The sequence below is a fragment of the Salipiger sp. CCB-MM3 genome (assembly GCF_001687105.1).
Taxonomy (GTDB): domain Bacteria; phylum Pseudomonadota; class Alphaproteobacteria; order Rhodobacterales; family Rhodobacteraceae; genus Salipiger.
The window spans coordinates 1,207,957-1,228,664 of the sequence record NZ_CP014595.1; the positions used below are offsets into that span (position 1 = coordinate 1,207,957).

The 20,708-nt window shown below is 66.1% G+C and carries 24 protein-coding genes; 9 read left to right on the plus strand and 15 right to left on the minus strand.

All coding sequences use genetic code 11. The annotated features are described in order from the left end of the window. Positions 1-11: 11 nt before the first annotated feature. From ruvB to ruvC, 3 genes are read right to left on the minus strand one after another with little or no spacing between them, the layout of a single operon-like run. Positions 12-1,046, minus strand: a complete 1,035-nt coding sequence (ruvB, locus tag AYJ57_RS05865) for a Holliday junction branch migration DNA helicase RuvB (protein ID WP_066102517.1) — start codon at positions 1,044-1,046, stop codon at positions 12-14. A gap of 3 nt (positions 1,047-1,049) precedes the next feature. After that, on the minus strand, positions 1,050-1,724 hold the full coding sequence (gene ruvA, locus AYJ57_RS05870; protein WP_066102522.1) for a Holliday junction branch migration protein RuvA: 675 nt from the start codon (positions 1,722-1,724) through the stop codon (positions 1,050-1,052). Further along, on the minus strand, positions 1,721-2,209 hold the full coding sequence (gene ruvC, locus AYJ57_RS05875; protein WP_066102525.1) for a crossover junction endodeoxyribonuclease RuvC: 489 nt from the start codon (positions 2,207-2,209) through the stop codon (positions 1,721-1,723). Before ruvC ends, ruvA begins: the two co-directional genes overlap by 4 nt. 331 nt (positions 2,210-2,540) lie before the next feature. Here ruvC and AYJ57_RS05880 point away from each other — a divergent pair, with 331 nt between their 5' ends. Further along, the gene (locus AYJ57_RS05880) at positions 2,541-2,804 is read left to right on the plus strand and encodes a DUF1127 domain-containing protein (protein ID WP_066102528.1); all 264 of its coding nucleotides are present in this window, start codon (positions 2,541-2,543) and stop codon (positions 2,802-2,804) included. A gap of 110 nt (positions 2,805-2,914) precedes the next feature. Here AYJ57_RS05880 and AYJ57_RS05885 read toward each other — a convergent pair whose 3' ends face one another. From AYJ57_RS05885 to AYJ57_RS05900, 4 genes are all read right to left on the minus strand, one after another. After that, the gene (locus AYJ57_RS05885; protein ID WP_066102531.1) at positions 2,915-3,259 is read right to left on the minus strand and encodes a hypothetical protein; all 345 of its coding nucleotides are present in this window, start codon (positions 3,257-3,259) and stop codon (positions 2,915-2,917) included. 97 nt (positions 3,260-3,356) lie between these two features. After that, positions 3,357-4,232, minus strand: a complete 876-nt coding sequence (locus tag AYJ57_RS05890; protein ID WP_066102533.1) for a 50S ribosomal protein L11 methyltransferase — start codon at positions 4,230-4,232, stop codon at positions 3,357-3,359. Positions 4,233-4,326: 94 nt separating this feature from the next. Then, the gene (locus tag AYJ57_RS05895; RefSeq protein ID WP_066102536.1) at positions 4,327-5,562 is read right to left on the minus strand and encodes an MFS transporter; all 1,236 of its coding nucleotides are present in this window, start codon (positions 5,560-5,562) and stop codon (positions 4,327-4,329) included. A 54-nt stretch (positions 5,563-5,616) separates the two neighbouring features. Beyond that, a complete protein-coding gene (locus AYJ57_RS05900; protein ID WP_157373983.1) occupies positions 5,617-6,042 on the minus strand; it encodes a cupin domain-containing protein in 426 nt (141 codons plus the stop codon). 168 nt (positions 6,043-6,210) lie between these two features. On the opposite strand from AYJ57_RS05900, the gene AYJ57_RS05905 reads away from it, so the two are divergent. Continuing rightward, positions 6,211-7,272, plus strand: coding sequence for a YeeE/YedE family protein (locus tag AYJ57_RS05905; RefSeq protein WP_066102538.1), 1,062 nt, complete (start codon positions 6,211-6,213; stop codon positions 7,270-7,272). Positions 7,273-7,280: 8 nt separating this feature from the next. Here AYJ57_RS05905 and hemF read toward each other — a convergent pair whose 3' ends face one another. Genes hemF through clpS form a run of 4 tightly spaced genes read right to left on the minus strand, consistent with a single transcriptional unit; the run spans position 7,281 to position 10,363 of the window. Then, positions 7,281-8,171, minus strand: a complete 891-nt coding sequence (gene hemF, locus AYJ57_RS05910; RefSeq protein WP_066102543.1) for an oxygen-dependent coproporphyrinogen oxidase — start codon at positions 8,169-8,171, stop codon at positions 7,281-7,283. Positions 8,172-8,190: 19 nt separating this feature from the next. After that, positions 8,191-8,994, minus strand: a complete 804-nt coding sequence (locus AYJ57_RS05915) for an SDR family NAD(P)-dependent oxidoreductase (RefSeq protein WP_066102546.1) — start codon at positions 8,992-8,994, stop codon at positions 8,191-8,193. A 37-nt stretch (positions 8,995-9,031) separates the two neighbouring features. Further along, positions 9,032-10,012, minus strand: a complete 981-nt coding sequence (locus AYJ57_RS05920) for a class I SAM-dependent methyltransferase (RefSeq protein ID WP_066102549.1) — start codon at positions 10,010-10,012, stop codon at positions 9,032-9,034. Between the two features lie 24 nt (positions 10,013-10,036). Then, positions 10,037-10,363 (minus strand): ATP-dependent Clp protease adapter ClpS, encoded by a 327-nt coding sequence (clpS, locus tag AYJ57_RS05925; RefSeq protein ID WP_193789514.1) that lies wholly within the window; start codon positions 10,361-10,363, stop codon positions 10,037-10,039. A 141-nt stretch (positions 10,364-10,504) separates the two neighbouring features. Here clpS and AYJ57_RS05930 point away from each other — a divergent pair, with 141 nt between their 5' ends. Together AYJ57_RS05930 and AYJ57_RS05935 are read left to right on the plus strand one after the other, a co-directional pair. Then, positions 10,505-11,203: an HAD family hydrolase gene (locus AYJ57_RS05930; RefSeq protein ID WP_066102555.1), complete on the plus strand. Its 699-nt coding sequence runs from the start codon at positions 10,505-10,507 to the stop codon at positions 11,201-11,203. Positions 11,204-11,424: 221 nt separating this feature from the next. Beyond that, entirely contained in the window at positions 11,425-12,984 is a 1,560-nt protein-coding gene (locus AYJ57_RS05935) for a D-alanyl-D-alanine carboxypeptidase family protein (protein WP_066102558.1), read from the plus strand. Between the two features lie 210 nt (positions 12,985-13,194). On the opposite strand, the gene rpsU is transcribed toward AYJ57_RS05935, so the two are convergent. Further along, on the minus strand, positions 13,195-13,401 hold the full coding sequence (gene rpsU / locus AYJ57_RS05940; RefSeq protein WP_007818122.1) for a 30S ribosomal protein S21: 207 nt from the start codon (positions 13,399-13,401) through the stop codon (positions 13,195-13,197). A gap of 116 nt (positions 13,402-13,517) precedes the next feature. On the opposite strand from rpsU, the gene AYJ57_RS05945 reads away from it, so the two are divergent. Beyond that, positions 13,518-14,201 carry a COQ9 family protein gene (locus AYJ57_RS05945; RefSeq protein ID WP_066102561.1) on the plus strand — a complete coding sequence of 228 codons (684 nt, stop codon included), beginning with the start codon at positions 13,518-13,520 and terminating at the stop codon, positions 14,199-14,201. A gap of 41 nt (positions 14,202-14,242) precedes the next feature. Further along, positions 14,243-15,226, plus strand: coding sequence for an NAD(P)H-quinone oxidoreductase (locus tag AYJ57_RS05950; RefSeq protein ID WP_066102564.1), 984 nt, complete (start codon positions 14,243-14,245; stop codon positions 15,224-15,226). Positions 15,227-15,274: 48 nt separating this feature from the next. Here the strand turns inward: AYJ57_RS05950 and AYJ57_RS05955 are convergent, their stop codons facing one another. Then, on the minus strand, positions 15,275-16,141 hold the full coding sequence (locus AYJ57_RS05955; RefSeq protein ID WP_066102567.1) for a DUF2189 domain-containing protein: 867 nt from the start codon (positions 16,139-16,141) through the stop codon (positions 15,275-15,277). 218 nt (positions 16,142-16,359) lie between these two features. Between AYJ57_RS05955 and AYJ57_RS05960 the strand changes: the two genes are divergently transcribed. Beyond that, on the plus strand, positions 16,360-17,346 hold the full coding sequence (locus AYJ57_RS05960; protein WP_066102571.1) for a quinone oxidoreductase family protein: 987 nt from the start codon (positions 16,360-16,362) through the stop codon (positions 17,344-17,346). 118 nt (positions 17,347-17,464) lie between these two features. Here the strand turns inward: AYJ57_RS05960 and AYJ57_RS05965 are convergent, their stop codons facing one another. Further along, the gene (locus tag AYJ57_RS05965) at positions 17,465-17,893 is read right to left on the minus strand and encodes an FKBP-type peptidyl-prolyl cis-trans isomerase (RefSeq protein ID WP_066102574.1); all 429 of its coding nucleotides are present in this window, start codon (positions 17,891-17,893) and stop codon (positions 17,465-17,467) included. Positions 17,894-18,117: 224 nt separating this feature from the next. Here AYJ57_RS05965 and AYJ57_RS05970 point away from each other — a divergent pair, with 224 nt between their 5' ends. Next, positions 18,118-18,819 (plus strand): haloacid dehalogenase type II, encoded by a 702-nt coding sequence (locus AYJ57_RS05970; protein ID WP_237220200.1) that lies wholly within the window; start codon positions 18,118-18,120, stop codon positions 18,817-18,819. Continuing rightward, positions 18,819-19,646 (plus strand): alpha/beta fold hydrolase, encoded by an 828-nt coding sequence (locus AYJ57_RS05975; protein WP_066102577.1) that lies wholly within the window; start codon positions 18,819-18,821, stop codon positions 19,644-19,646. The genes AYJ57_RS05970 and AYJ57_RS05975 overlap by 1 nt, the downstream gene beginning before the upstream one ends. A 12-nt stretch (positions 19,647-19,658) precedes the next feature. Here the strand turns inward: AYJ57_RS05975 and truB are convergent, their stop codons facing one another. Then, positions 19,659-20,564 (minus strand): tRNA pseudouridine(55) synthase TruB, encoded by a 906-nt coding sequence (truB, locus tag AYJ57_RS05980; RefSeq protein ID WP_066102580.1) that lies wholly within the window; start codon positions 20,562-20,564, stop codon positions 19,659-19,661. Positions 20,565-20,708 lie beyond the last annotated feature (144 nt).

Consider the following 20,708-nt stretch of genomic DNA (forward strand, 5'->3'; position numbering starts at 1 on the left):
CAGGCGCGGGATCAGCCGTCGAAGAGCGTGCCCTGCCCCGGAACCTGTGGCCGCGGCACCGGCAGCCCGAGGTGATCCCACGCCCGCTGCGCCAGCATCCGCCCGCGCGGGGTGCGCTGGATCAGCCCCTGCTGCAGCAGATAAGGCTCGATCACCTCTTCCAGCGCGTCGCGGCTTTCCGACAGCGCCGCCGAAAGCGTCTCGATGCCCACCGGCCCGCCGGAGTAATTCTCCGCCATCAGCGTCAGATACCGCCGGTCGGCGCCATCAAGGCCCAGCTGATCCACCCCAAGCCGCGTCAACGCCCCGTCCGCCAGTTCGCGGGTCACGACGCCATCGCCCTCGACCACGGCGAAATCCACCACCCGGCGCAGCAGCCGCCCGGCGATCCGCGGCGTGCCGCGGGCGCGGCGGGCGATCTCGCGCGCGCCTTCCGGCTCGGCCCGCACACCCAGCTTGACCGCGTTGCGGCTGACGATCTCGTTCAGTTCGTCCTCGGTGTAGAACTGCAGCCGCGTCGGGATGCCGAAACGGTCGCGCAGCGGCGTGGTCAGCAGACCAAGCCGCGTGGTCGCCCCAACCAGCGTGAAGGGCTGCAACTCGATCCGCACCGTGCGCGCCGCGGGCCCCTCGCCGATCACCAGGTCGAGCTCATAATCCTCCATCGCCGGGTAGAGCACCTCTTCCACCGCCGGGTTGAGGCGGTGGATCTCGTCGATGAAGAGCACGTCGCGCGCCTCGAGATTGGTGAGGATCGCCGCCAGATCACCGGCCTTGGCCAGCACCGGGCCGGAGGTCATGCGAAAGCCCACCCCAAGCTCGCGCGCCATGATCTGCGCCAGCGTCGTCTTGCCAAGGCCCGGCGGCCCGTGAAACAGCGTGTGGTCCATCGACTCACCGCGCGCCCGCGCCGACTGGATGAACACCCGCAGGTTGGCCCGCGCCTCGGCCTGACCGATGAAATCGCCCAGCATCTGCGGGCGCAGCGCGCGGCCCTCGTCCTCGGGCAGCGGCTCGGGGCGCAGGGTGGGATCGCTGTCGACCATCGCTTAACCTTTCGGCGCCAGCAGCCGCAGCGCGGCGCGGATGAGCGCGGAGGTCTCCGCCTCCGGGTCCTCGCCCGCCGCCTGCGCCACCGCCGAGGCGGCCTCGCTCGGGCCATAGCCAAGGTTGCTCAGCGCCGAGAGCGCCTCGGACTGCGCCGAGGCATTGGGCCGTGCGGCAGGCGCCTTGCGCGGCGCAGCGGCGGCGGGGGACGGCGCGGGATCATCCTCGATCACCACATCATCAGCCGAGGCCACCTGCCCCGCGCCCATGGCCATGACCATCGGCGCCTTGTCTTTGAGTTCGTTGATCACCCGCTGCGCGGTCTTCGGACCAATGCCCTTGGCCGCCTTGATCGCCGTCCAGTCGCCAAGCGCGATGGCGCGGCTCACGCCGTCGGGCCCCAGCGCGCCGAGGATCGCCAGCGAGGCCTTCGCCCCCACGCCCTGCACCGACATCAGCAAGCGGAACCATTCCTTTTCCACCAGCGTGGGAAAGCCATAAAGCTGCAGCAGGTCTTCGCGCACCAAAAGGTCGGTGTAGAGAGCCGCCGCTTCGCCCGGCGCCAGCGTCGCCAGCACCCGATCCGAGCAATAGACCACATAGCCCACGCCGCGCACGTCGATCAGCGCGTGATCATCGCCCTTGTAGTCCACCCGTCCGGCGATCCGTCCGATCATGCTTTCACCTTCATTCTCTGCGCGCCCTGATGATGCGCGTGGCAGATCGCGATGGCCAGCGCATCCGCCGCATCGGGCCCGTGGATGACCACGCCCGGCAGCTGCATCTTCACCATGTGATCGACCTGTGTCTTATCCGCATGGCCGACGCCGACCACCGTTTTCTTCACCGTGTTGGGGGCGTATTCGCCGATCTCCAGCCCAAATTGCGCGGGCACCAGCATGGCGATGCCGCGCGCCTGACCGAGCTTGAGCGTGCCAGCGCCGTCGCGGTTCACGAAGGTCTGCTCCACCGCCGCGATCTCTGGCTGCCAGCGATGCAGTACATCGGTCAATTGCTCGTGCAGGGTGAGCAGACGCGCCGCCAAAGTGCCCGGCCCCGAATCGCATGTGCCGTTGGCGACATGCCGCAAACGGCTCCCGTCGGCCTCGATCACCCCCCAGCCGAGGTGCCGAAGGCCCGGATCGATTCCGATGACCCGCATTCCATCACTGCCCGTTGTTGTTTTTCTACCACGCAGTTAGCACGAAACGCGAACATCCGCCAAGCCCTCGCCCCTGCGCATTTGCCCGCGCACAGAGCAGTTGCGTCCGCCACGCCACGGCAGAGGCCCAAAGACGACAGTTTGGCGTCGGAACGCGCCTCAATCAGCCCAGAAAATAGGCTAATTTTCAGGCCTTTCGCTCAATTTGCTTGCTATGTGAAAACTGCAGCCCACCCATGCGTTTTTCACTGCTTGTGGCAGCTGCTGACCGGATCTATCTGGCGATTAGATTTCAGGCACTTTAAAAACTTCATGACAAGGACACTGACCTATGGCTGTCTATGACTACTCGCGCGACGCATCCGGCGCCGCTGGCCTCGCAGGCCGTATCGGCAACGTCTTCGTTTCCGGCTTCGCTCCCGTCGCCGACGAAACTCCGCGTTCGGCTGGCCTCTTCGCAACCCTCTTCGGCATCGTCGCCGAGTGGAACGACGCTCGTCTGACCCGCAAGAGCCTCGAAGCTCTGACCGACCGTGAGCTCGACGATATCGGCCTGACCCGTGGCGACATCGCTGCCATCGCACGTCGCCGCTGATAACATGATTTATCAAGCGCAAAGGCCGCGGTCCTGAACGGGACGGCGGCCTTTCCTATTTGCAGGATATGCGCAAGCGGCTCCAATGACCGCCAACTCTTGTCGGCGTTTTAGCCCAGCAGAGCCTGCAGCCCGATCCCGATCCACAGCGTGACCGGATCGACCCCCAGCACCCATGCTCCCAGCTTGTCGGCAAAGCTGCCGTCGGACAGACGCGCCAAATGCTCGGCGTAATGATCCGAGCCGAGATTGGCGAGCATCACGCCTTTGAACACCAGAAACCCAAGGATCGTCAGCAGCAGCCCGCGCAGGCGCACCGGCGAAATGCGCCGGATCGGTCGGTGCTCGAACACCCCGTTGCGATTGATCTTGGTGACATAGCCCTGTGCCAGTTTCCGGTGCTTTTGCGCAACCGCACGCTGACGACGCTCGAAACTCTTGAGAGCGCTTTCCATACCGCGGAACCCCTCTAAACAAACAAATACGTGGCGTATTTGCTCTCAAAGCGCGGCAAAATTTAGGCTAAAAAGCGGCGATTACGCCGCTTTTCGTTCACGAAGGCTTGCGCAGGGTCAGGGTCACCCATTCGCCGATCTCGTCGCGGCACACCAGATCGACGCCCGCAGCGGCATAGGCTGCGATCACCTCGTCGGCCTGACGGATCAGGATGCCCGAGAGGATCGCACGCCCGCCCGGTGCCAGATGCGCCGACATATCGGGCGCCAAATCGATCAGCGGCTGCTTGAGGATATTGGCGAACACCAGATCATAGGGCGCGCGCGCGGCAAGCTCGGGGTGGCCGAAACCGGCGGCTTCGACGCAGATCACCTTGCCAGTGAGGTCGTTGGCGCGCACGTTGGCCTCGGCCACTTCCACCGCGACCTCGTCGATGTCCGACACGATCACCGGGTTCGGCCAGATGCGCGCGGCGGCCATGCCCAGAACGGCGGTGCCGCAGCCGATATCCGCCACATTCTGGCCAACCATACCCTCGTTCGACAGCCGGTCGAGCGCGCGCAGGCAGCCCAGCGTGGTGCCGTGGTGGCCGGTGCCAAAGGCCATGGCGGCCTCGATCAGCAGCGGCTCGGCGCCTTCGGGGATCTTGTCGGCGTCATGCGAGCCGTAGACAAAGAAGCGCCCGGCCTCGACCGGGGTCAGCTCACGGCGCACCTTGTCGACCCAATCCTGATCGGGCACTTCCGACACCACGAAGGGCGCCGCGCCATAGGCCGCCGACAGCAGCGCCAGTTCGACATCGCTCGGCGGCTCGAGGAAATAGCCGCCCACTTCCCATGTGCCACTGCCGTCTTCGATCTCGAAAACGCCAACGCCCGTGGGTTCGGGTTCAAGATCTTCGATGGCCTCGCCCAGGGCCTCGGCAGCGGTCTTGTCGCTCAGCTTGGTGAAGGCGGTCCAGGTCTTGGCCATGTGATGCTCTCCGTTCAGGGTTGGCCTGCCCGATAGCGCGTTTGCCGCTGCAGCGCCAGCCTTGCCGTGCAGGGCCGGCGGGCGCTTTGGCAGCTCACTCGGCGGGCTGCGGCGGCAGGCGCGGGGCAAAGATCGTCTCGTAGCCCGGGCTCGGATGGCGCGGGATCATCAGCGCCAGCGACAGCGACACAAGCGCCATGCCCGCCGCCAGCCCGAACACCGCCCCCGGCGAGATCATCCAAAGATATCCCAGCGCGAAGGGCAGGAAGACCGCCGCGATGTGGTTGATGGTGAAGGCCACGGCGGCGGTGGGCGCGATGTCTCCGGGATCGGCGATCTTCTGGAAATAGGTCTTCAGCGCCAGCGCGAGCGCAAAGAAGATATGGTCGATCACATAGAGCACCGAGGCCAGCACCACGCCCCAGTGGAACCAGTAGAGCCCGCCATAGGCCAGAAACACCAGCACCAGCCCGGCGTATTCAAACAGCAGCACCCGCCGCTCGCCAAAGCGGTGCACGGCTTTGCCCAGCATCGGTGCCAGCGCCATATTGGCGCAAAGGTTGATCAGGTAAAGCGCCGTCACCTCATGCACGGCAAAGCCAAAGCGCTCGACCATCATGAACCCCGCGAAGACCACGAAGATCTGCCGCCGCGCGCCCGACATGAACTGCAGCGCGTAATAAAGCCAGTAGCGGCGGCGCAGGACGAAGGATTTGCGCTGCGGGTTCGGACTTTCGAACTGCGGAAAGGCCAGCGCGCAATAAAGGGTGATCACCAGCGTCAGCCCGCCCGAGACCATGTAGACGAAATTGTACGAAAGATCGAAGGCTTCCCACGTCATGACGATGGCCACATAGGCGATCAGCGTCGCCCCCGAGGCCGCGGCCAGCAGCCAGCCCAGCATCTGCGGCGCGCGATCCTTCGGCAGCCATTGCAGCTGCAGCGACTGGTTGACCGTCTCGTAGTAGTGAAAGCCGATGGAACTCAGCAGCGTGACGATCAGCAGGCCGCCCATGCTGGGGAACCACGCCGTCACCGCCGTCGCCACGCCCAGCAGCGTCAAAGCCAGCAGCGCCAGAACCTGCTCGCGCATTAGCAGCAGCACGAGGATCACCCCAATGGCGAGGAACCCCGGAATTTCGCGCACCGTGTGCAGCCAGCCGATGTCGGAGCCATCGAACTGCGCCGCCTCGATGACGAAATTGTTCAGCAGCGCCGACCAAGTGGCAAAGCTGAGCGGCATGGCAATCGCCATGAGGAAAAGCAGCGTCACCGGGCGCCGCCAGAGCGGCAACTCCCGGGCCTGCCCCAAGGGCACGATACGGGTCATGACCCTGCGATAAGCACTTTCCCGCAGCTTGGCGAGAGGCAACCGGCCCGCCCGTCAGCTTTCCGAGAAGCGGTACTCAACCTCCGAGAAGCGATCGCGCGGGAAGACATAGAGAAAGCGCAGCCCCTCGGCCCCAGCCACGGTGCCATGCTCGGCGTCCGCCGGGATGAAAAGCGCCACATTCGGGCCGATCTCATGGGCAGTGCCGTCGATGGTGACGATGCCCGAGCCGGCAAGGCCGAAATACATCTCGGCCGGCCCATGACGATGAGGCTTCAGCGTGCCAAGCGCGCCAAACTCGGCGATGCCCATGACCATTCCCGCGGTGGCGGTGCGATCCGCACAGAAGAGCGTGCGCCAGCGGACCGTCCCGAAGGCGGGATCCTCGCCGCCCTCAAGCGGCGCGTGGTCGGCGTTGGCGACAACCGGAATGCCCGAGAGGGCGGCGGTGACGAGCATATCTTGCAGAACGGTGGTCATGTCGGACACTCCGCAAAGGGGCACATGCGCGACCCTCCGCCAAGCGCGCGCGGGCGTCGCGCCAGAAAGCGACCGTGATGTCGCAGCCAGACAGCGCGCGGTGATCTGGATCAAGGCGATCACATTCCACGCATGCGATTTGATGGCACCCCGAGGAGGAGGACAGCCATGGAACTCGTCGCACTGGTCGATGTGATCGGCGAAGGCCCGACCGCCGCGCTCTTCGGCCTGATCACCGGCACGGTCTTTGGCATCGCCGCGCAGCGCTCGCGCTTTTGCCTGCGCGCGGCGGTGGTCGAATTTGCCCGCGGCAGCATGGGCGACAAGCTGGCCGTCTGGCTGCTGACCTTCTCGACCGCGCTGGTCTGGGTGCAGGGCGCGCAGCTTTTGGGCCTGTTCGATGCCGCCAATGCGCGCATGATGGCGGTGCCTGGTAGCTGGTCGGGAGCGATCATCGGCGGGCTGATGTTCGGCGCGGGCATGGTGCTGGCCAACGGCTGCTCGGGGCGGCTCTTGGTGCTCGCTGCGACGGGCAACCTGCGTTCGGTGATCTCGGGGCTGATCTTCGCGGTGGTGGCGCAGATGTCGCTCTCGGGGCTCCTGTCGCCGTGGCGCGACCGGCTCGCCGCGCTATGGATCACCGAGGGCGGGCGCAATATGAACCTGCTGTCGGCGCTGCATCTGCCGCGCGCCTCGGGGCTGATCCTCGGCCTCGCCATCGCGCTTCTGGCGCTGGAACTGGCGCGGCGCAACCGCATCGGCCTGCCGCGTCTGGTCTTTGCCTCCGGCGTCGGCTTTGCCGTGGCGCTGGGGTGGGTGCTGACCTTCGCGCTGTCGAATGTCGCCTTCGAGCCCGTGCAGGTGGAAAGCGCCACTTTCACCGGCCCCTCGGCGCATACGCTGATGGTCTTTCTCGAGCGTCCGGCAGTGGTGGATTTCGACATCGGGCTGATTGCCGGGGTCTTTGCGGGCGCATTGATCGCCGCCGCTTGGGGGCGGGAGTTGAAGCTTCAGGGCTTCGAAGGCCCCACCCCGCTGCGCAACGCGATGATCGGCGCGGCGCTGATGGGCTTTGGCGGGATGCTGGCGGGCGGCTGCGCCATCGGCGCGGGGGTCACCGGCGGCTCGATCTTCGCCGGGACCGCGTGGCTTGCGCTGTTTTGCATGTGGATCGGCGGCATGACCACCGAGATGCTGATGGGCGGGCGGCGCGCCAGCGCACCCGCCTGAAGCTCAGCTCAGACCCATTTCGCCAGTGGCGGCAGGCTCATCAGCACCGCGTCGGGATCATGGCCGGTGGCGAGGCCGAACTTGGTGCCCCGGTCGTAAACGAGGTTGTATTCGGCATATAGCCCGCGATGCACGAGCTGCGCGTCTTTTTCCGCCTCACCGAATTCCATGCCCCGGCGCTTCTCCACCAGCGGCAGATAGGCGGGCAGGAACGCCCGACCAATGTCCTGCGTGAGGGCGAAATCCGCCTCCCAGTCGCCAGTGTTGCGGTCGTCCATGAAGATGCCGCCGACGCCCCGCGCGCGCTTGCGGTGCGGGATGTAAAAATACTCGTCCGCCCAAGCCTTCAGCTCGGGGTAAAGCGTCTCGCCATGCGGATCGAGATGCTCTTTCTGGGTGGCATGGAAATGCGCCGTGTCCTCGTCATACTCGAGGCAGGGGTTGAGGTCCGAGCCGCCGCCGAACCACCACGCGCCGGGGGTCCAGAACATGCGGGTGTTCATATGGACCGCGGGCGCATGCGGGTTCTGCATATGTGCAACAAGGCTGATCCCCGAGGCCCAGAAGCGCGGGTCGGTCTCGATACCGGGCACGCCGCGCGCCGCCATGGATTTCTGCGCCGCCTCGCCCAGCGTGCCGTAGACCGTCGAGACGTTGACCCCGACCTTCTCGAACACCCGGCCCCCGCGCATCACGCTCATCAGCCCGCCGCCCGCGTCGCTGCCATCTTCGGCGGTGCGGGTGGTCGGCGTCACGGTGAAGCGGCCCGCCGCGTGATCCGAAAGCGGCCCCGAACCATGGCTGTCCTCCAGCCCCTCGAAAGCACCCACGATCTCGTCGCGCAGCGCGCGGAACCAATGCGAGGCGCGTGTTTTGCGCTCGTCGAACACGTCGGTCATGTCGTCCCCCCTGCCCGGCTCAGTGCATCGGCGCGCCGACCGGGTCGATCAGCGTACGGCCACCGTCGACCGTCATGATCTGGCCGGTCATAAAGCCCGAGGCCTCGGACGCAAGGAACTGCACCGCTTCGCAGACCTCGCCCGGCCCGGCGATGCGGCCTGCGGGCGTGTGCTTTTCGATCTCTTCGCGGTAGCCGGGATGCTCCTTGAGGATGTTCTTCAGGCTCGAAGACATCAGCGAGCCGAAAGCCACCGAGTTCACCCGGATGCGCTGCTCGGCCAGCGAGACCGCCATCGAGCGGGTCAGCTGATCGAGCGCGGCGACCGACACCGAATAGCCCAGCAGATGCGGGTTGGTGCGGCAGGCGGCGATCGACGAGATATTGACGATCGTCCCGGCGCAGCGCTCTTCCTCGTTGCCCTCCGCTTGTTTGATCATCCGCTTAGCGACGATCTGGCTGAGGCGCATGGCGGGCACGAGGTTCTGCCCCAGCATGGTCTCGAGCGATGCATCTTCGCAGTCGAGCACATTGGTGGGCAGGATCTGCCGCGCGCCGTTCACCAGAATATCCACCCGGTCATAGGCGTCGAGCGTCGCCGACAGCAGGTTGGCCAGCGTCAGCTTTTCGCGCAGATCACCGGCGAAGTAGCGCATGGTGCTGTCTTCTTCGGACTTGCCGCATTCCTTGGCCAGACGGCCCTCGTCCATGTCGGCGAACATGACGTTGGCGCCGCGCGCCGCGAAGTGCCGCGCGATTGCGAGGCCCACGCCATTGGCGGCACCGGTAACGATGGCAGTCTTGCCTTCGATGGAAAAACTCATGGGAATCCCTTGGATGTTTGCGCCACGCTAGCCGCGATCAGCGCCCCGGGCGAGAGGCATGTAGAATCTTGAACCGCGCATCCCCGGCGATTTCGTCGGAATTGCGGAAGCGTTCGGCAAGGCGGGTCTCATAGGGCAGATGCCGGTTGGCCACCAGCCACAGCTGCCCCGAAGGTTTCAGCATCCGCGCCGCCGCGTCGATGAACGCCTGCCCCAGCGAGGGCTCGGCCTTGCGCCGGTTGGTATGGAACGGCGGGTTCATCACGACCGCATCCAGCAGCGCGGGCGGCGTCCAGTTCAGCGCGTCGGCCCAGTGGAACTGCGCGCGCGGGTCGGTGACATTGCGGCGCGCGCAATCGAGCGCGACCAGGTCGGCCTCGACCAGATGCAGCGTGCCGATCTTTTCGCGCGTGAGGATGCCGTTCGCCAGCCCGCCCCAGCCCGCGCCCAGATCGGCGACATTGGTGCCCAGCTTCTGCGGCAGCGCGGCCAGCAGCGCCTCGCTCGCCGGGTCCGGCCCATCGGCCGAGAACACGCCCGGCGCCGTCCATTGGCCGCCCTCAAGCTGCGCCGGACCGCGCGCCCAATCGGCGAGCGCGTCGGTGGCGGCGAACCAGAAGCTCTTGCCATGCGCCTTCGAGACCTGACCGGTCACCTCGGTGCGCTTGCGGACAGCCTTCAGCGCGGTGTCGATGCCGTCGATCTTCTGGCCGTCGACAACCACCAGACCACCCTTGGCGGCGGCACAGGCCTCGGCGATCCACGTCTCGGCGCGGTCGCGGGCGCGCGGCAGAAAGACGATGGCGGCGGCGAACTCTCCCTCGGGCGCGGTGGCGACATCCCAGCCACGGCGCTCCCAAGCGGCGAAATCGGGGGCAGAGCGTTGCACAACCGTGCAGCGCTCACGCGGCAGGGCGCTGGCGTCGAAATCGCCGGGCGCGCCGAGCAGCAGGATGCGCCCTTCGGAGGGCAGGTCAAGACCTCCCTCAAGCGCGAAACTCAATCGGGTATCAGACATGGTCGAGCCGCCGGATCGGGCGGATCACTCCTTTTCCATGGTGCATTGCAGCGGATGCTGGTGGCGCCGGGCGAAATCCATCACCTGACCCACTTTGGTCTCGGCGATCTCGTGGCTGAACACGCCAACGACGGCGACGCCCTTTTTATGGACGGTCAGCATCACTTCGAACGCCTGCGCGTGAGTCATGCCGAAGAACCGCTCGAGCACATGCACGACGAATTCCATCGGCGTGTAGTCGTCGTTCAGCAGCAGCACCTTATAGAGCGGCGGGCGTTTGGTTTTCGGCTTGGTTTCGAGCACGACATCTGCGCCGCCCTCACCATCGCGAGGGTCGTTCGGGTCGGTCATGCGGGTTTTATGGGCCGTGACGGATTGGATCATCTCAAGGACGCTTTTGCTTTGCGTGTGCTTTGCGGTTCCGGCTTTGAAGGGTCTATATAAATCCAAGCAGCCCCGGAGGAAAGACCCGCGGCCCCAAGAGGCGTCATTATGGACAGGAAACTGCAAACAATCGCGTTCGATGCCGACGATACGCTCTGGCACAACGAACGCTTCTTCAATCTCACGCAGGAGCGATTCGCCGATCTTCTGGCCGATCACGTGGCGCGAGACCACCTCGACGCGCGGCTGCTGGAGGCCGAAAAGCGCAACATCGGCCACTATGGCTTTGGCGTGAAGGGCTTCGTTCTGTCGATGATCGAGACCGCGGTGGAAGTGACCGAGGGCCGCGTGCCCGGCACGGTCATCGGGCAGATCCTCTCGTACGGGCAGGACATGCTGGCCCATCCGATCGAGCTGCTGCCGCATGCACAGGACGCGGTCGAGGCGCTGGCCCCCGATCACCACCTCGTGCTGATCACCAAGGGCGATCTGCTGCATCAGGAGCGCAAGTTGGCGCAATCAGGCTTGGGCGAGATGTTCGACCGGGTCGAGATCGTCTCGGACAAGCAGCCGCAGACCTACGCCCGCATCTTCGCCGCCTGCCCCGGCGGCCCAGAGGCCGCGATGATGGTGGGCAATTCGCTCAAATCCGATGTGAACCCGGCGATCCGCGCGGGCAGCTGGGGTGTCTTCGTGCCGCAGGATCTGGCGTGGAGCCTCGAGCATGACGACCGCCTCGACCACCCAAGATTTCGAGAGATTCCCCATTTGGGCGCGCTGGCACAATTGGTCCACGCGATTGGCTGAATAAGTTTGCACAATTTTGCCTTAATCGCCTCTCTAGCGGCCAACTGCCTGATAGAACGCAATATATGGGAAATCACATTCAGGAAAATTGCGGAAAATCAAGGCACTGCAGGCTTTATTTTTTAAGCATCCCGTGCTAGCGTTTCCCCAAACTAGAACAGTTGGCCACCGGAAAACCGGGGCGAGAGGCAGAAGAGGCGAGTATCGTGACGGGACGGCGCATGTGGCGACCGGGCCGAGCAGGCCTGTATATTTTTACACTCATCTGGCTCACCTTGGTGGCCCCGCTGGGCGCTTGGGCTGCACCCTACGCAGCGCTGGTGATGGATGCGAGATCAGGCGAAATCCTGTTTTCGGAGAACGCCGAAACCCGGCTACACCCCGCATCGCTGACCAAGATGATGACGCTCTACATCGCCTTCGAGGCGGTGGAGCATGGCGAGATCAGCCTCGACACCGTGGTGACCATCTCGCGCAATGCCGCAGCAGAGCCGCCCTCGAAACTGGGCCTGCGCTCCGGGCAAAAGATCAAACTTCGCTACCTGATCCGCGCCGCCGCCGTGAAGTCGGCCAATGACGCCGCCACCGCCATCGGCGAGGCCATCGAAGGGTCGGAAGCCGCCTTTGCCCGCCGGATGAACCGCACGGCCAAGGCGCTGGGGATGACCCGCACCACCTACAAAAACGCCCATGGCCTGACCACCGAGGGCCATCTGTCCACCGCCCACGACATGGCGATCATGGGCCGGCACATCCTCTACGATTATCCCGAATATTATAACCTCTTCTCGCGCCGCACGACCGATGCCGGCATGCGCGAAGTGGCCAATACCAACCGTCGCTTCCTTGCCGCCTACCAAGGCGCCGACGGCATCAAGACCGGCTACACCCGCGCCGCGGGCTTCAACCTCGTCGCCTCCGCCGAGCGCGGACGCGAGCGCATCATTTCCGTGGTCTTCGGCGGCACCTCCACCGCCGCGCGCAACGCCAAAAGCGCCGAGCTTCTGAACCTCGGCTTCAAGCGCGCCAAGACCAACGTCGCCCTGCGCCGCCCGGCCAAGCCTTCCTATATGGGCCGTATCGGCAATGACATGATGGTGGCCGATGCCGATCCCAATGATTCGGGCCTGCGCGGCAAGTCGATCCGCGTCGCCGCCGCCGCCGTGCCCAAAAGCCTGCGTCCGAAGCTACGTCCCGGTGTAAGCGGCACCGATGTCGCGCCGCTGGTGGCCGGGGTCGAGGATGACATCGCCAACGTTCTGGAGAGCGTACAAGTCGCCAAGGTCGAGCCGACGGTGGCCGTCGCTCCCGAAAAGATCGACGTCGCGCAGGTCGACCAGCCCGCCGCCGAAACCGCTGCCGTCGAAGCCGCCATCGCCATCGCAGAGGGCGACACGGGGATTGCGCCCGACGCCTCGATTAAGCCTATGCGCCGCCCGCAGCAGATGCTTCTGGCCAGCGCCTCCGAGCCGGTGAGCCTCGAGACCGCCGCCATCGCAGAGCCCGACACGCAGGAAGTCGTCACCCGCGTGTCGACCTCGGGCGGGCGCCACTGGGGCATCAATGTGGGCCGCTATCCCAGCCGCTATGCCGCCGAGAAGATCCTGCTGAAAACCGCGCTGATGGAGACCGCCACGCTCGACGGCTCGCTGCGCAAGGTGGTCGACCGCTCCAGCGGCTTTGACGCCAACTTCATGGGGCTTTCGCGCGAGACCGCCGATCTTGCCTGCCGCCGTCTGCAGGCCCGGCAGGTCACCTGCTTCATGATCGGGCCGAGCTAAGGCGCCGCCACATCTCACGAACAAAAAGAAACCCCGGGACATTCCCGGGGTTACTTTTTGCGCGCCGCAAAGAGCATCCAAGCCCCCTGCCCCAAAAGCCGTATGCCAGAAACGACAAACCCCCGAAGGCCAGGCCCCGGGGGTCGTCAATTTCTTCTGTGTCGGAAGGTCAGCTGGCTGACCTCACGAGCAAGATCTCAAAGGCGAACCTTAGAGGAGACCTTCGCGCTGAGCCTTCTTGCGCGCCAGCTTGCGGGCGCGGCGGATGGCTTCGGCTTTCTCGCGAGCTTTCTTCTCGGACGGTTTCTCGAAATGCTGCCGGAGCTTCATTTCGCGGAAAACGCCTTCGCGCTGCAGCTTCTTCTTCAGGGCGCGGAGCGCCTGATCGACGTTGTTGTCGCGAACACTAACCTGCATGTGGTTTTCACCACCTTTCTAAGTTTGAGTTGCAAGGAAATTGCAGGAAGCCGGTCTATAGCAAGGCTTGCCAATCTTGTCTAGACTCCTACCCATTAAGTCAAAGGAGAGGCCCCATGAGTGAAGATATTGCCGGGCGCCTGCTTGATGCGGCGCTGAACCATGTCGCCTTCGACGGCTGGTCCGAGACGACCTTCCGCGCGGCGGCAAGCGATGCCGGGGTGGACCCGGTGGTGGCCCGCGGGCTCTACCCGCGCGGCGCGGTGGACATGGCGATCGCCTTCCACCGGCGCGGCGACGAGGCTATGTCCCAGCGCCTCAAGGAGATTGACCAATCCGAGATGCGCTTCCGCGACCGTGTGGCGCTCGCCGTGCGCACGCGGATCGAGGCGGTGGACGACCGCGAGGCGGTGCGCCGCGGCACCACGCTCTTTGCGCTGCCGATGTATGCCGCCGATGGTGCCAAGCTGATCTGGGGCACCTCCGATCGCATCTGGACGGAACTCGGCGACACCGACCGCGATTTCAACTGGTACACGAAACGCGCCACGCTGAGCGCGGTCTATTCCTCGACGGTGCTCTACTGGCTGGGCGATGATTCGCTCGACAATCACGCCACGTGGGAATTCCTCGACCGCCGGATCGAGGATGTGATGCGCTTCGAGAAGACCAAGGCCAAGGTCCGCGCCACGCCGGTGCTGGGCAAGGTCTTTGCCAGCTCGGAAAAGATGCTCGGCAAGGTCCGCCCGCCGCGTAACATCCGCAACGGCCTGCCCGGCGGCTGGACCGCGCCGCGCTAAGCGCCGCTCCACCGCCGGACGACAGCAAGACAGGACAAGACATGACCGAGACAATGCGCGCCGTGGAAATCTCGCAGCCCGGCGGCCCCGAGGTGCTGCGCCTGACCGAGCGCCCCGTCCCCTCCCCTGCCCACGGGCAGGTGGTGATCCGCGTGGCCTATGCCGGGGTCAATCGCCCCGATGCGCTGCAACGCGCGGGCAGCTACGCGCCGCCCCCCGGCGCCTCGGACCTGCCCGGCCTCGAATGTTCCGGCGAGGTGGTGGCCACCGGCCCCGGCGTCAGCTGGCCCGCCGTGGGCGATGAGGTCTGCGCCCTGCTGCCCGGCGGCGGTTATGCCGAATATGTCGCCACGCCCGCCGCGCATTGCCTGCCCGTCCCGGCGGGCATGGGGCTGCGCGAGGCGGCCTGCCTGCCCGAGACCTTCTTCACCGTCTGGAGCAACGTCTTCCAGCGCGGCGCGCTGCAGGCGGGCGAGCGCTTCCTCGTGCACGGTGGCTCGTCGGGCATCGGCACCACCGCGATCCAGCTTGCCAGCGCCTTCGGCGCGCGGGTCTTCGCCACCGCGGGATCGGCCGACAAATGCGCCGCCTGCGAAAAGCTCGGGGCCGAGCGAGCGATCGATTACCGCGAAGAGGATTTCGTCGAGGCGCTGCGCAGCGAAGGCGGTGCCAATCTGATCCTCGACATGGTTGGCGGCGACTACATCGCGCGCAGCGTCAAGGCGCTGGCCGACGAAGGCCGCCTCGTGCAGATCGCCTTTCTGCAAGGGCCCAAGGCCGAGCTGAACTTCGCGCAGGTGATGATGCGGCGGCTGACCATCACCGGCTCCACCCTGCGTCCGCAGAGCGATCTGGCCAAGGCGCGCATCGCGGACGCATTGCGCACCCATGTCTGGCCGCTTTTGGAGGCGGGCCGCGTCGCGCCAGTGATGGACTCCGATTTCCCGCTCGCGCAGGCCTCGGACGCCCACGCCCGCATGGAAGGCTCGACCCACATCGGCAAGATCGTCCTCAAGGTCGCCTGATCCACAGACCCCACGAGCCGGGCGAGCGCCTGCCCGCCCGGCCCCCGCTCACGCCACCGCGCGGCGGTAGAAGTGCCAGCTGGCGTGGCCCAGCAGCGGCAGCACCACCATCAGCCCCAGCAGCAGCGGCAGCGAGCCCAGCACCAGCAGTACCGCGACCACCGCGCCCCAGCAGAGCACCACGCGCGGGTTCTTTTGCAGCACATGCACCGAGGTCATCACCGCAACCGGCGCGCCCACGTGCCGGTGCAGGAGCAGCTGGAACGACACCACCGAGACCGCCAGCGCTACCAGCGCGAACACAAAGCCCACGCCGCAGCCCAGCACGATCATCCACCAGCCGCCCGAGGTGTTGAACACATCCGACAGGAAGGCCCCGAGGCTTTGGTGAAGCGCCGGCCCCATGGTCGCCAGATGGATGAAATGCGCCACCAGCATCCACGCGCAAAAGAGCGCGATCAGATAGAGCCCCATCACCAGCATCGCGCCAAAGGCGGGCGAGCTGAGCACCGAGAAGGCGTCGCGCCACGTGGCCTCCAGCCCCATCTCGCGCTTGCGGCTCATTTCATAAAGCCCGACCGCCGCCATCGGCCCGATCAGCGCAAAGCCCGCCGCCATGGGGAACAGCAGCGGCAGCAGCGCCTGATGAAATGCCATGCCCATCAGCAAAAGCCCCATCACGGGGTAGATGAGCACGATGAACAGCACGTCGCTGCGGCAGGCCTTGAAGTCCTCCCACCCGGCGCGCAGCGAGTCGGAGATGTCCGACATCGCCATGGTCCGCACCCGGCGCGGCGTATGGGCATGATCCATGCCCAATTCCCGCGTCGAGGCAGAAACATGCGAGCCCGCCGCCGACAACTGCTGCGCAGCCCAGCTGAGCGGGTTTCCGATCGTATGAGGTGTCTGTGCCATGAGCCTCCTCCCTTGGCGTCGCGCGGTGCGCCAATCACAGGTCCGGCCATGGCACGCGCCGAGGGCCGGACGGATCGGCCGCGCGTGTGTGGACCAAGACTAGCACGAAAAGGCCCCTCTGCGCATCACGAGCCTGCGACACCCGCAGCAGCCCCCTCTTGCGCCCGCCTCGCCCCCGTCGCAGGGTCTGCCGCAAAGCCATCAAGGAGGAGACCCCGATGACCGCAACAGCCCGCACCGTCATCATCGAGGAAAACGGCGGCCCCGAAGCGCTGAAGCTGGCGGACTGGCCCATCGGCGAGCCCGGCCCCGGCCAGATCCTGATCCGCCACAAGGCCTGCGGCCTCAACTTCATCGACTGCTACCAGCGCTCTGGCCTCTACCCGCTGGACCTGCCGCATGCGCTCGGCATGGAAGCCTCGGGCGTGATCGAGGCGGTGGGCGAAGGCGTCACCCATCTCGCCCCCGGCGACCGCGCCGCCTATGCCGCCGCCCCTCCGGGCGCCTATACCGAGGCGCGGGTGATGTCCGCCGCGCAGGTCTGCAAGCTGCCCGACGACATTTCCTTCGAAGAAGGCGCGGCGATGATGCTGAAGGGGCTGACCGTTCAGTATCTCTTCCACCGCACCACCCCGCTCAAGAAGGGCGACACGGTGCTCTTTCATGCTGCCGCCGGCGGGGTTGGCCTCATCGCCTGCCAATGGGCGAAATCCGAAGGCATCCGCCTGATCGGCACCGCCGGGTCGGACGCCAAATGCCAGCTTGCGCTCGATCACGGCGCCGATGCCTGCATCAACTACAGCACCGAGGATTTCACCGCTCGCACCCGCGAGCTGACCGACGGCAAGGGTGTCGACGTGGTGATGGATTCCATCGGCGCCTCCACCTTCATGGGCTCGCTCGACTGCCTGAAGCCGCTTGGCATGATGATCTCCTTCGGCAATGCCTCGGGCCCGGTCGAGGCGTTCAACCTCGGCATCCTCGCGCAGAAGGGTTCTCTGAAGGTCACGCGCCCCACCCTCTTCGCGCATATCGCCGACCCCGCCGCCTGTCAGGAGATGGCGGCGATGCTGATGGGCAAGGTCTCGTCGGGCGACGTGAAGATCCGCATCGACCAGCGCTTCCCGCTGGAGGACGTCGCCGAAGCGCATCGCGCGCTCGAAGCCCGCAAGACCACTGGCCAGACGATCCTGACGCTGGAGTGAAGGCGCCCGGCGCCTTCGGCTTGCTTCCGGGCGCATGGCGAGAAAAAGAAAACGGCGCGGGTCCCCCCGCGCCGCTCTCAAGTCTACCGAAGCCGCAGCCCCGAGAGATCAAGCCTGATCAGGCGATCTCGACCAGCTCGATGGCGAAGGTCAGATCCTTGCCCGCCAGCGGGTGGTTGGCGTCGAGCGTGACCTCGGTCTCGGTCACTTCCGCCACGGTCACCTGCACCACCTGACCGGTGGGGGTCTGCACCTGCAGCGGGGTGCCCAGATCGAGCGGGATGTTGTCGGGGATCTCGGTGCGCGGCACGGTCTGGCGAGCTTCGGGCTGCATCGGGCCGTAGGCTTCGTCCGAAGTGACCTCGACGGTCTTCTTCTCGCCGACGGTCATGCCGGGCATCGCTTTGTCGAGGCCGGGGATGATCTGGCCCGAGCCCACTTCGAACTCCAGCGGGTCACGGCCTGCGCTGGAATCAAAGGTGGTGCCGTCGTTGAGCGTGCCGGTGTAATGAATACGAACGGTGTCGCCGGTCTTGACCTGCGTCATGGGGTGTCTCCGATCTTTTGGGAAAGTTCTGTGGATGGGACGAGGCCGCCTGTCGCAGCGGGTGCTCGTTTGCTCTCCCCTCTAACCTAAGCATCCTGCCCGGGGATTGCAAAGAGGATGTCCGAACCGCCCGCAGCAGCCCCAAAGCGCCGGAAAATTCGCCCTTCCGACAGCTCCCTGCCCATGCCACCCTGCGCCGGATTGCGAGGAGGACCGTATCACCCATGGCACAGGCAGAGATGACACCGGCAAAGATCACCACCTGCGTCTTCGACGCTTATGGCACGCTCTTCGATGTCGCAGGGGCCGCCCGCGCCGCCGCCGAGGCGCCCGGACAGGACCGGCTCGCCGCGCTCTGGCCCGCGCTCTCTGCCGACTGGCGCCGCAAGCAGCTGGAATACAGCTGGCTGCGCGCGATCACAGGGGATCACTGCAGCTTCTGGCAGGTGACGCAGGACGGGCTCGACTGGGCGATGGCCCGTCATGGGCTCGAGGATCCGGGCCTGCGCGAAACCCTGCTCGGCCTCTACTGGCAGCTGCCTGCCTACCCCGAGGTGCCGCAGCTTCTGGCCAGCCTCAAGGCCCGCGGCCTCGGCTGCGCCATCCTCTCCAACGGCAGCCCCGACATGCTGGACGGGGCCGTCTCCAGCGCGGGCATCGCCGAGCATCTGGACGCCGTGCTCTCGGTCGAGGAGGTGGGCATCTTCAAACCCGCGCGCCCGGTCTACGACCTCGTCGGCACACACTTCGGCACCGAGCCCGCGCAGGTGCTCTTTGTCTCGTCCAACGGCTGGGACGCCGCCGGGGCCGCCGCCTACGGCTTTGTGACCGCATGGGTGAACCGCGCCGGCGAGCCGATGGATTGCCTTCCCGGCCGCCCGCACCATGTCCTGCCCGACCTCACCACAATCCCGGAGCTTCTGTGATGCCCGAATTCACCACCTCCGACGGTCTTTCGATCCATTACACCGACGAGGGCCACGGCCTGCCGCTGCTCTGCCTCGCCGGGCTGACCCGCGACGGGCGCGACTTCGACTATCTCGCGCCGCATCTCGATCCCGCGAAAGTGCGCCTGATCCGCATGGACTACCGTGGCCGGGGGCAGTCGGACTGGACCGATCACGCCAGCTACACCATCCCCATCGAGGGGCGCGACGCGGTGGAACTGCTCGATCACCTCGGGCTGAAGCAGGCGGCGATCCTCGGCACCTCGCGCGGCGGGCTCATCGCCATGCTGCTGGCCGCCATGGTGAAGGACCGGCTGCTGGGGGTCGCGCTCAACGACATCGGCCCCGACATCGGCAGCGAAGGGCTGGCGGTGATCAAGGATTACATCGGCAGAAACCCCGGCTGGAAAAGCTACGACGAGGCCGCGGCGCAGATGGCGCAGGGCATGACCGCCTTCAAGGACGTGCCGCCGGGGCGCTGGATGGACGAGGTGCGCAAGTTCTACCGCGAGACGCCGGAAGGTCTGCAAATCCAGTATGACCCGCGCCTGCGCGACGCGGTGCTCGAGGCCGGGGCGCAGCCGGTGGCCGACCTCTGGCCGCTGTTCGACGCGCTGAAGGGCCTGCCGCTTTGCGCGCTGCGCGGCGATGGCTCGACGCTGCTGACGGCTGAGACCTTCGCGGAAATGAAGCGCCGCCGCCCCGACATGGTCGCCGCCGAGATCCCCGGCCGCGGCCATGTGCCCTTCCTCGACGAGCCCGAGTCGCTCAGCGCGCTGACGCGCTGGCTGAAGATGCTGAGCTGAGGGTCAGCGGGCTCAGGTCAGGTTGAACACCCGGCTCGGATGCAACTCGCCCGCCTTGAAGATGCCGACAGCGACAGGCTTGCCCTCGAAAGAGGCCCAGGCCTCGTCGCCGTATTCGGCCTCACCGGGGATCACCATGCCGGGGTTGCCGTTGCGCAGCTTTGCGGCGCCCTCGGGCGTGCAGCGCAGCTCGGGCAGATCGGCCAGCCCCACCTCGGTCGGCAGCAGCTTGGCATCCAGTTCCGGCGTCTTGGCCAGCGCGTCGATCTCCTCGACCGAGATGCCGTCCTTGGCCTCGAACGGGCCCGACCACTCGCGGCGCAGCCACAGCACATGGCCGAAGCATCCCAGCGCTTCGCCCAGATCGCGGGCGATCGAGCGCACGTAGCCGCCCTTGCCGCAGACCATCTCCAGCTCGACGTGATCCGCATCGGGGCGCGACAGCATGATCAGCGACTCCACCCAGAGCGGACGCGCGGAAAGCTCCATCTCCTCGCCGTCGCGGGCACGCTTATAGGCGCGCTCACCATCCACCTTCACCGCCGAGAACTGCGGCGGCACCTGCTGGATGTCGCCGACGAACTGGTGCAGCGCTTCTTTGATTTCCTCATCCGAGGGACGCTCGGCGCTCTCGCGCAGGATCTCGCCCTCGGCGTCATCGGTGTTGGTCGCCTGCCCCAGCCGCACGGTGAAGCGGTAGGCCTTCATCGCGTCGGTGATATAGGGCACGGTTTTCGTCGCCTCACCCAGCGCCACGGCCAGAACGCCGGTCGCTTCGGGATCGAGCGTGCCCGCGTGCCCGGCCTTCTTCGCCGCCAGCGCCCAGCGCACTTTGTTGACCACCGAGGTGGACGTCATGCCGGCCGGTTTGTCGACGATCAGCCAACCGGAAATGTCCCGACCCTTTTTGCGTGCCATGTCTGCCCCCGAGTGGTCCTGAGTGATGCTGCGTGCTGCTGAGGCGCGCCTGCTAGCAGGGCGCGCGCCCCCGAGTCAATCTGGTGCCTGCACCCTCCCCCATGCATGGCGCGCGTATGCATGGATTGTGCATGGGATGTGCAT

What these genes read in the sequence shown, in the direction of transcription:
- ruvB (WP_066102517.1), bottom strand. Translation starts at nt 1,046, where the DNA reads ATGGTCGACAGCGATCCCACCCTGCGCCCCGAGCCGCTGCCCGAGGAC.
- ruvA (WP_066102522.1), bottom strand. Translation starts at nt 1,724, where the DNA reads ATGATCGGACGGATCGCCGGACGGGTGGACTACAAGGGCGATGATCAC.
- ruvC (WP_066102525.1), bottom strand. Translation starts at nt 2,209, where the DNA reads ATGCGGGTCATCGGAATCGATCCGGGCCTTCGGCACCTCGGCTGGGGG.
- AYJ57_RS05880 (WP_066102528.1), top strand. Translation starts at nt 2,541, where the DNA reads ATGGCTGTCTATGACTACTCGCGCGACGCATCCGGCGCCGCTGGCCTC.
- AYJ57_RS05885 (WP_066102531.1), bottom strand. Translation starts at nt 3,259, where the DNA reads ATGGAAAGCGCTCTCAAGAGTTTCGAGCGTCGTCAGCGTGCGGTTGCG.
- AYJ57_RS05890 (WP_066102533.1), bottom strand. Translation starts at nt 4,232, where the DNA reads ATGGCCAAGACCTGGACCGCCTTCACCAAGCTGAGCGACAAGACCGCT.
- AYJ57_RS05895 (WP_066102536.1), bottom strand. Translation starts at nt 5,562, where the DNA reads ATGACCCGTATCGTGCCCTTGGGGCAGGCCCGGGAGTTGCCGCTCTGG.
- AYJ57_RS05900 (WP_157373983.1), bottom strand. Translation starts at nt 6,042, where the DNA reads ATGACCACCGTTCTGCAAGATATGCTCGTCACCGCCGCCCTCTCGGGC.
- AYJ57_RS05905 (WP_066102538.1), top strand. Translation starts at nt 6,211, where the DNA reads ATGGAACTCGTCGCACTGGTCGATGTGATCGGCGAAGGCCCGACCGCC.
- hemF (WP_066102543.1), bottom strand. Translation starts at nt 8,171, where the DNA reads ATGACCGACGTGTTCGACGAGCGCAAAACACGCGCCTCGCATTGGTTC.
- AYJ57_RS05915 (WP_066102546.1), bottom strand. Translation starts at nt 8,994, where the DNA reads ATGAGTTTTTCCATCGAAGGCAAGACTGCCATCGTTACCGGTGCCGCC.
- AYJ57_RS05920 (WP_066102549.1), bottom strand. Translation starts at nt 10,012, where the DNA reads ATGTCTGATACCCGATTGAGTTTCGCGCTTGAGGGAGGTCTTGACCTG.
- clpS (WP_193789514.1), bottom strand. Translation starts at nt 10,363, where the DNA reads ATGACCGACCCGAACGACCCTCGCGATGGTGAGGGCGGCGCAGATGTC.
- AYJ57_RS05930 (WP_066102555.1), top strand. Translation starts at nt 10,505, where the DNA reads ATGGACAGGAAACTGCAAACAATCGCGTTCGATGCCGACGATACGCTC.
- AYJ57_RS05935 (WP_066102558.1), top strand. Translation starts at nt 11,425, where the DNA reads ATGTGGCGACCGGGCCGAGCAGGCCTGTATATTTTTACACTCATCTGG.
- rpsU (WP_007818122.1), bottom strand. Translation starts at nt 13,401, where the DNA reads ATGCAGGTTAGTGTTCGCGACAACAACGTCGATCAGGCGCTCCGCGCC.
- AYJ57_RS05945 (WP_066102561.1), top strand. Translation starts at nt 13,518, where the DNA reads ATGAGTGAAGATATTGCCGGGCGCCTGCTTGATGCGGCGCTGAACCAT.
- AYJ57_RS05950 (WP_066102564.1), top strand. Translation starts at nt 14,243, where the DNA reads ATGACCGAGACAATGCGCGCCGTGGAAATCTCGCAGCCCGGCGGCCCC.
- AYJ57_RS05955 (WP_066102567.1), bottom strand. Translation starts at nt 16,141, where the DNA reads ATGGCACAGACACCTCATACGATCGGAAACCCGCTCAGCTGGGCTGCG.
- AYJ57_RS05960 (WP_066102571.1), top strand. Translation starts at nt 16,360, where the DNA reads ATGACCGCAACAGCCCGCACCGTCATCATCGAGGAAAACGGCGGCCCC.
- AYJ57_RS05965 (WP_066102574.1), bottom strand. Translation starts at nt 17,893, where the DNA reads ATGACGCAGGTCAAGACCGGCGACACCGTTCGTATTCATTACACCGGC.
- AYJ57_RS05970 (WP_237220200.1), top strand. Translation starts at nt 18,118, where the DNA reads ATGGCACAGGCAGAGATGACACCGGCAAAGATCACCACCTGCGTCTTC.
- AYJ57_RS05975 (WP_066102577.1), top strand. Translation starts at nt 18,819, where the DNA reads ATGCCCGAATTCACCACCTCCGACGGTCTTTCGATCCATTACACCGAC.
- truB (WP_066102580.1), bottom strand. Translation starts at nt 20,564, where the DNA reads ATGGCACGCAAAAAGGGTCGGGACATTTCCGGTTGGCTGATCGTCGAC.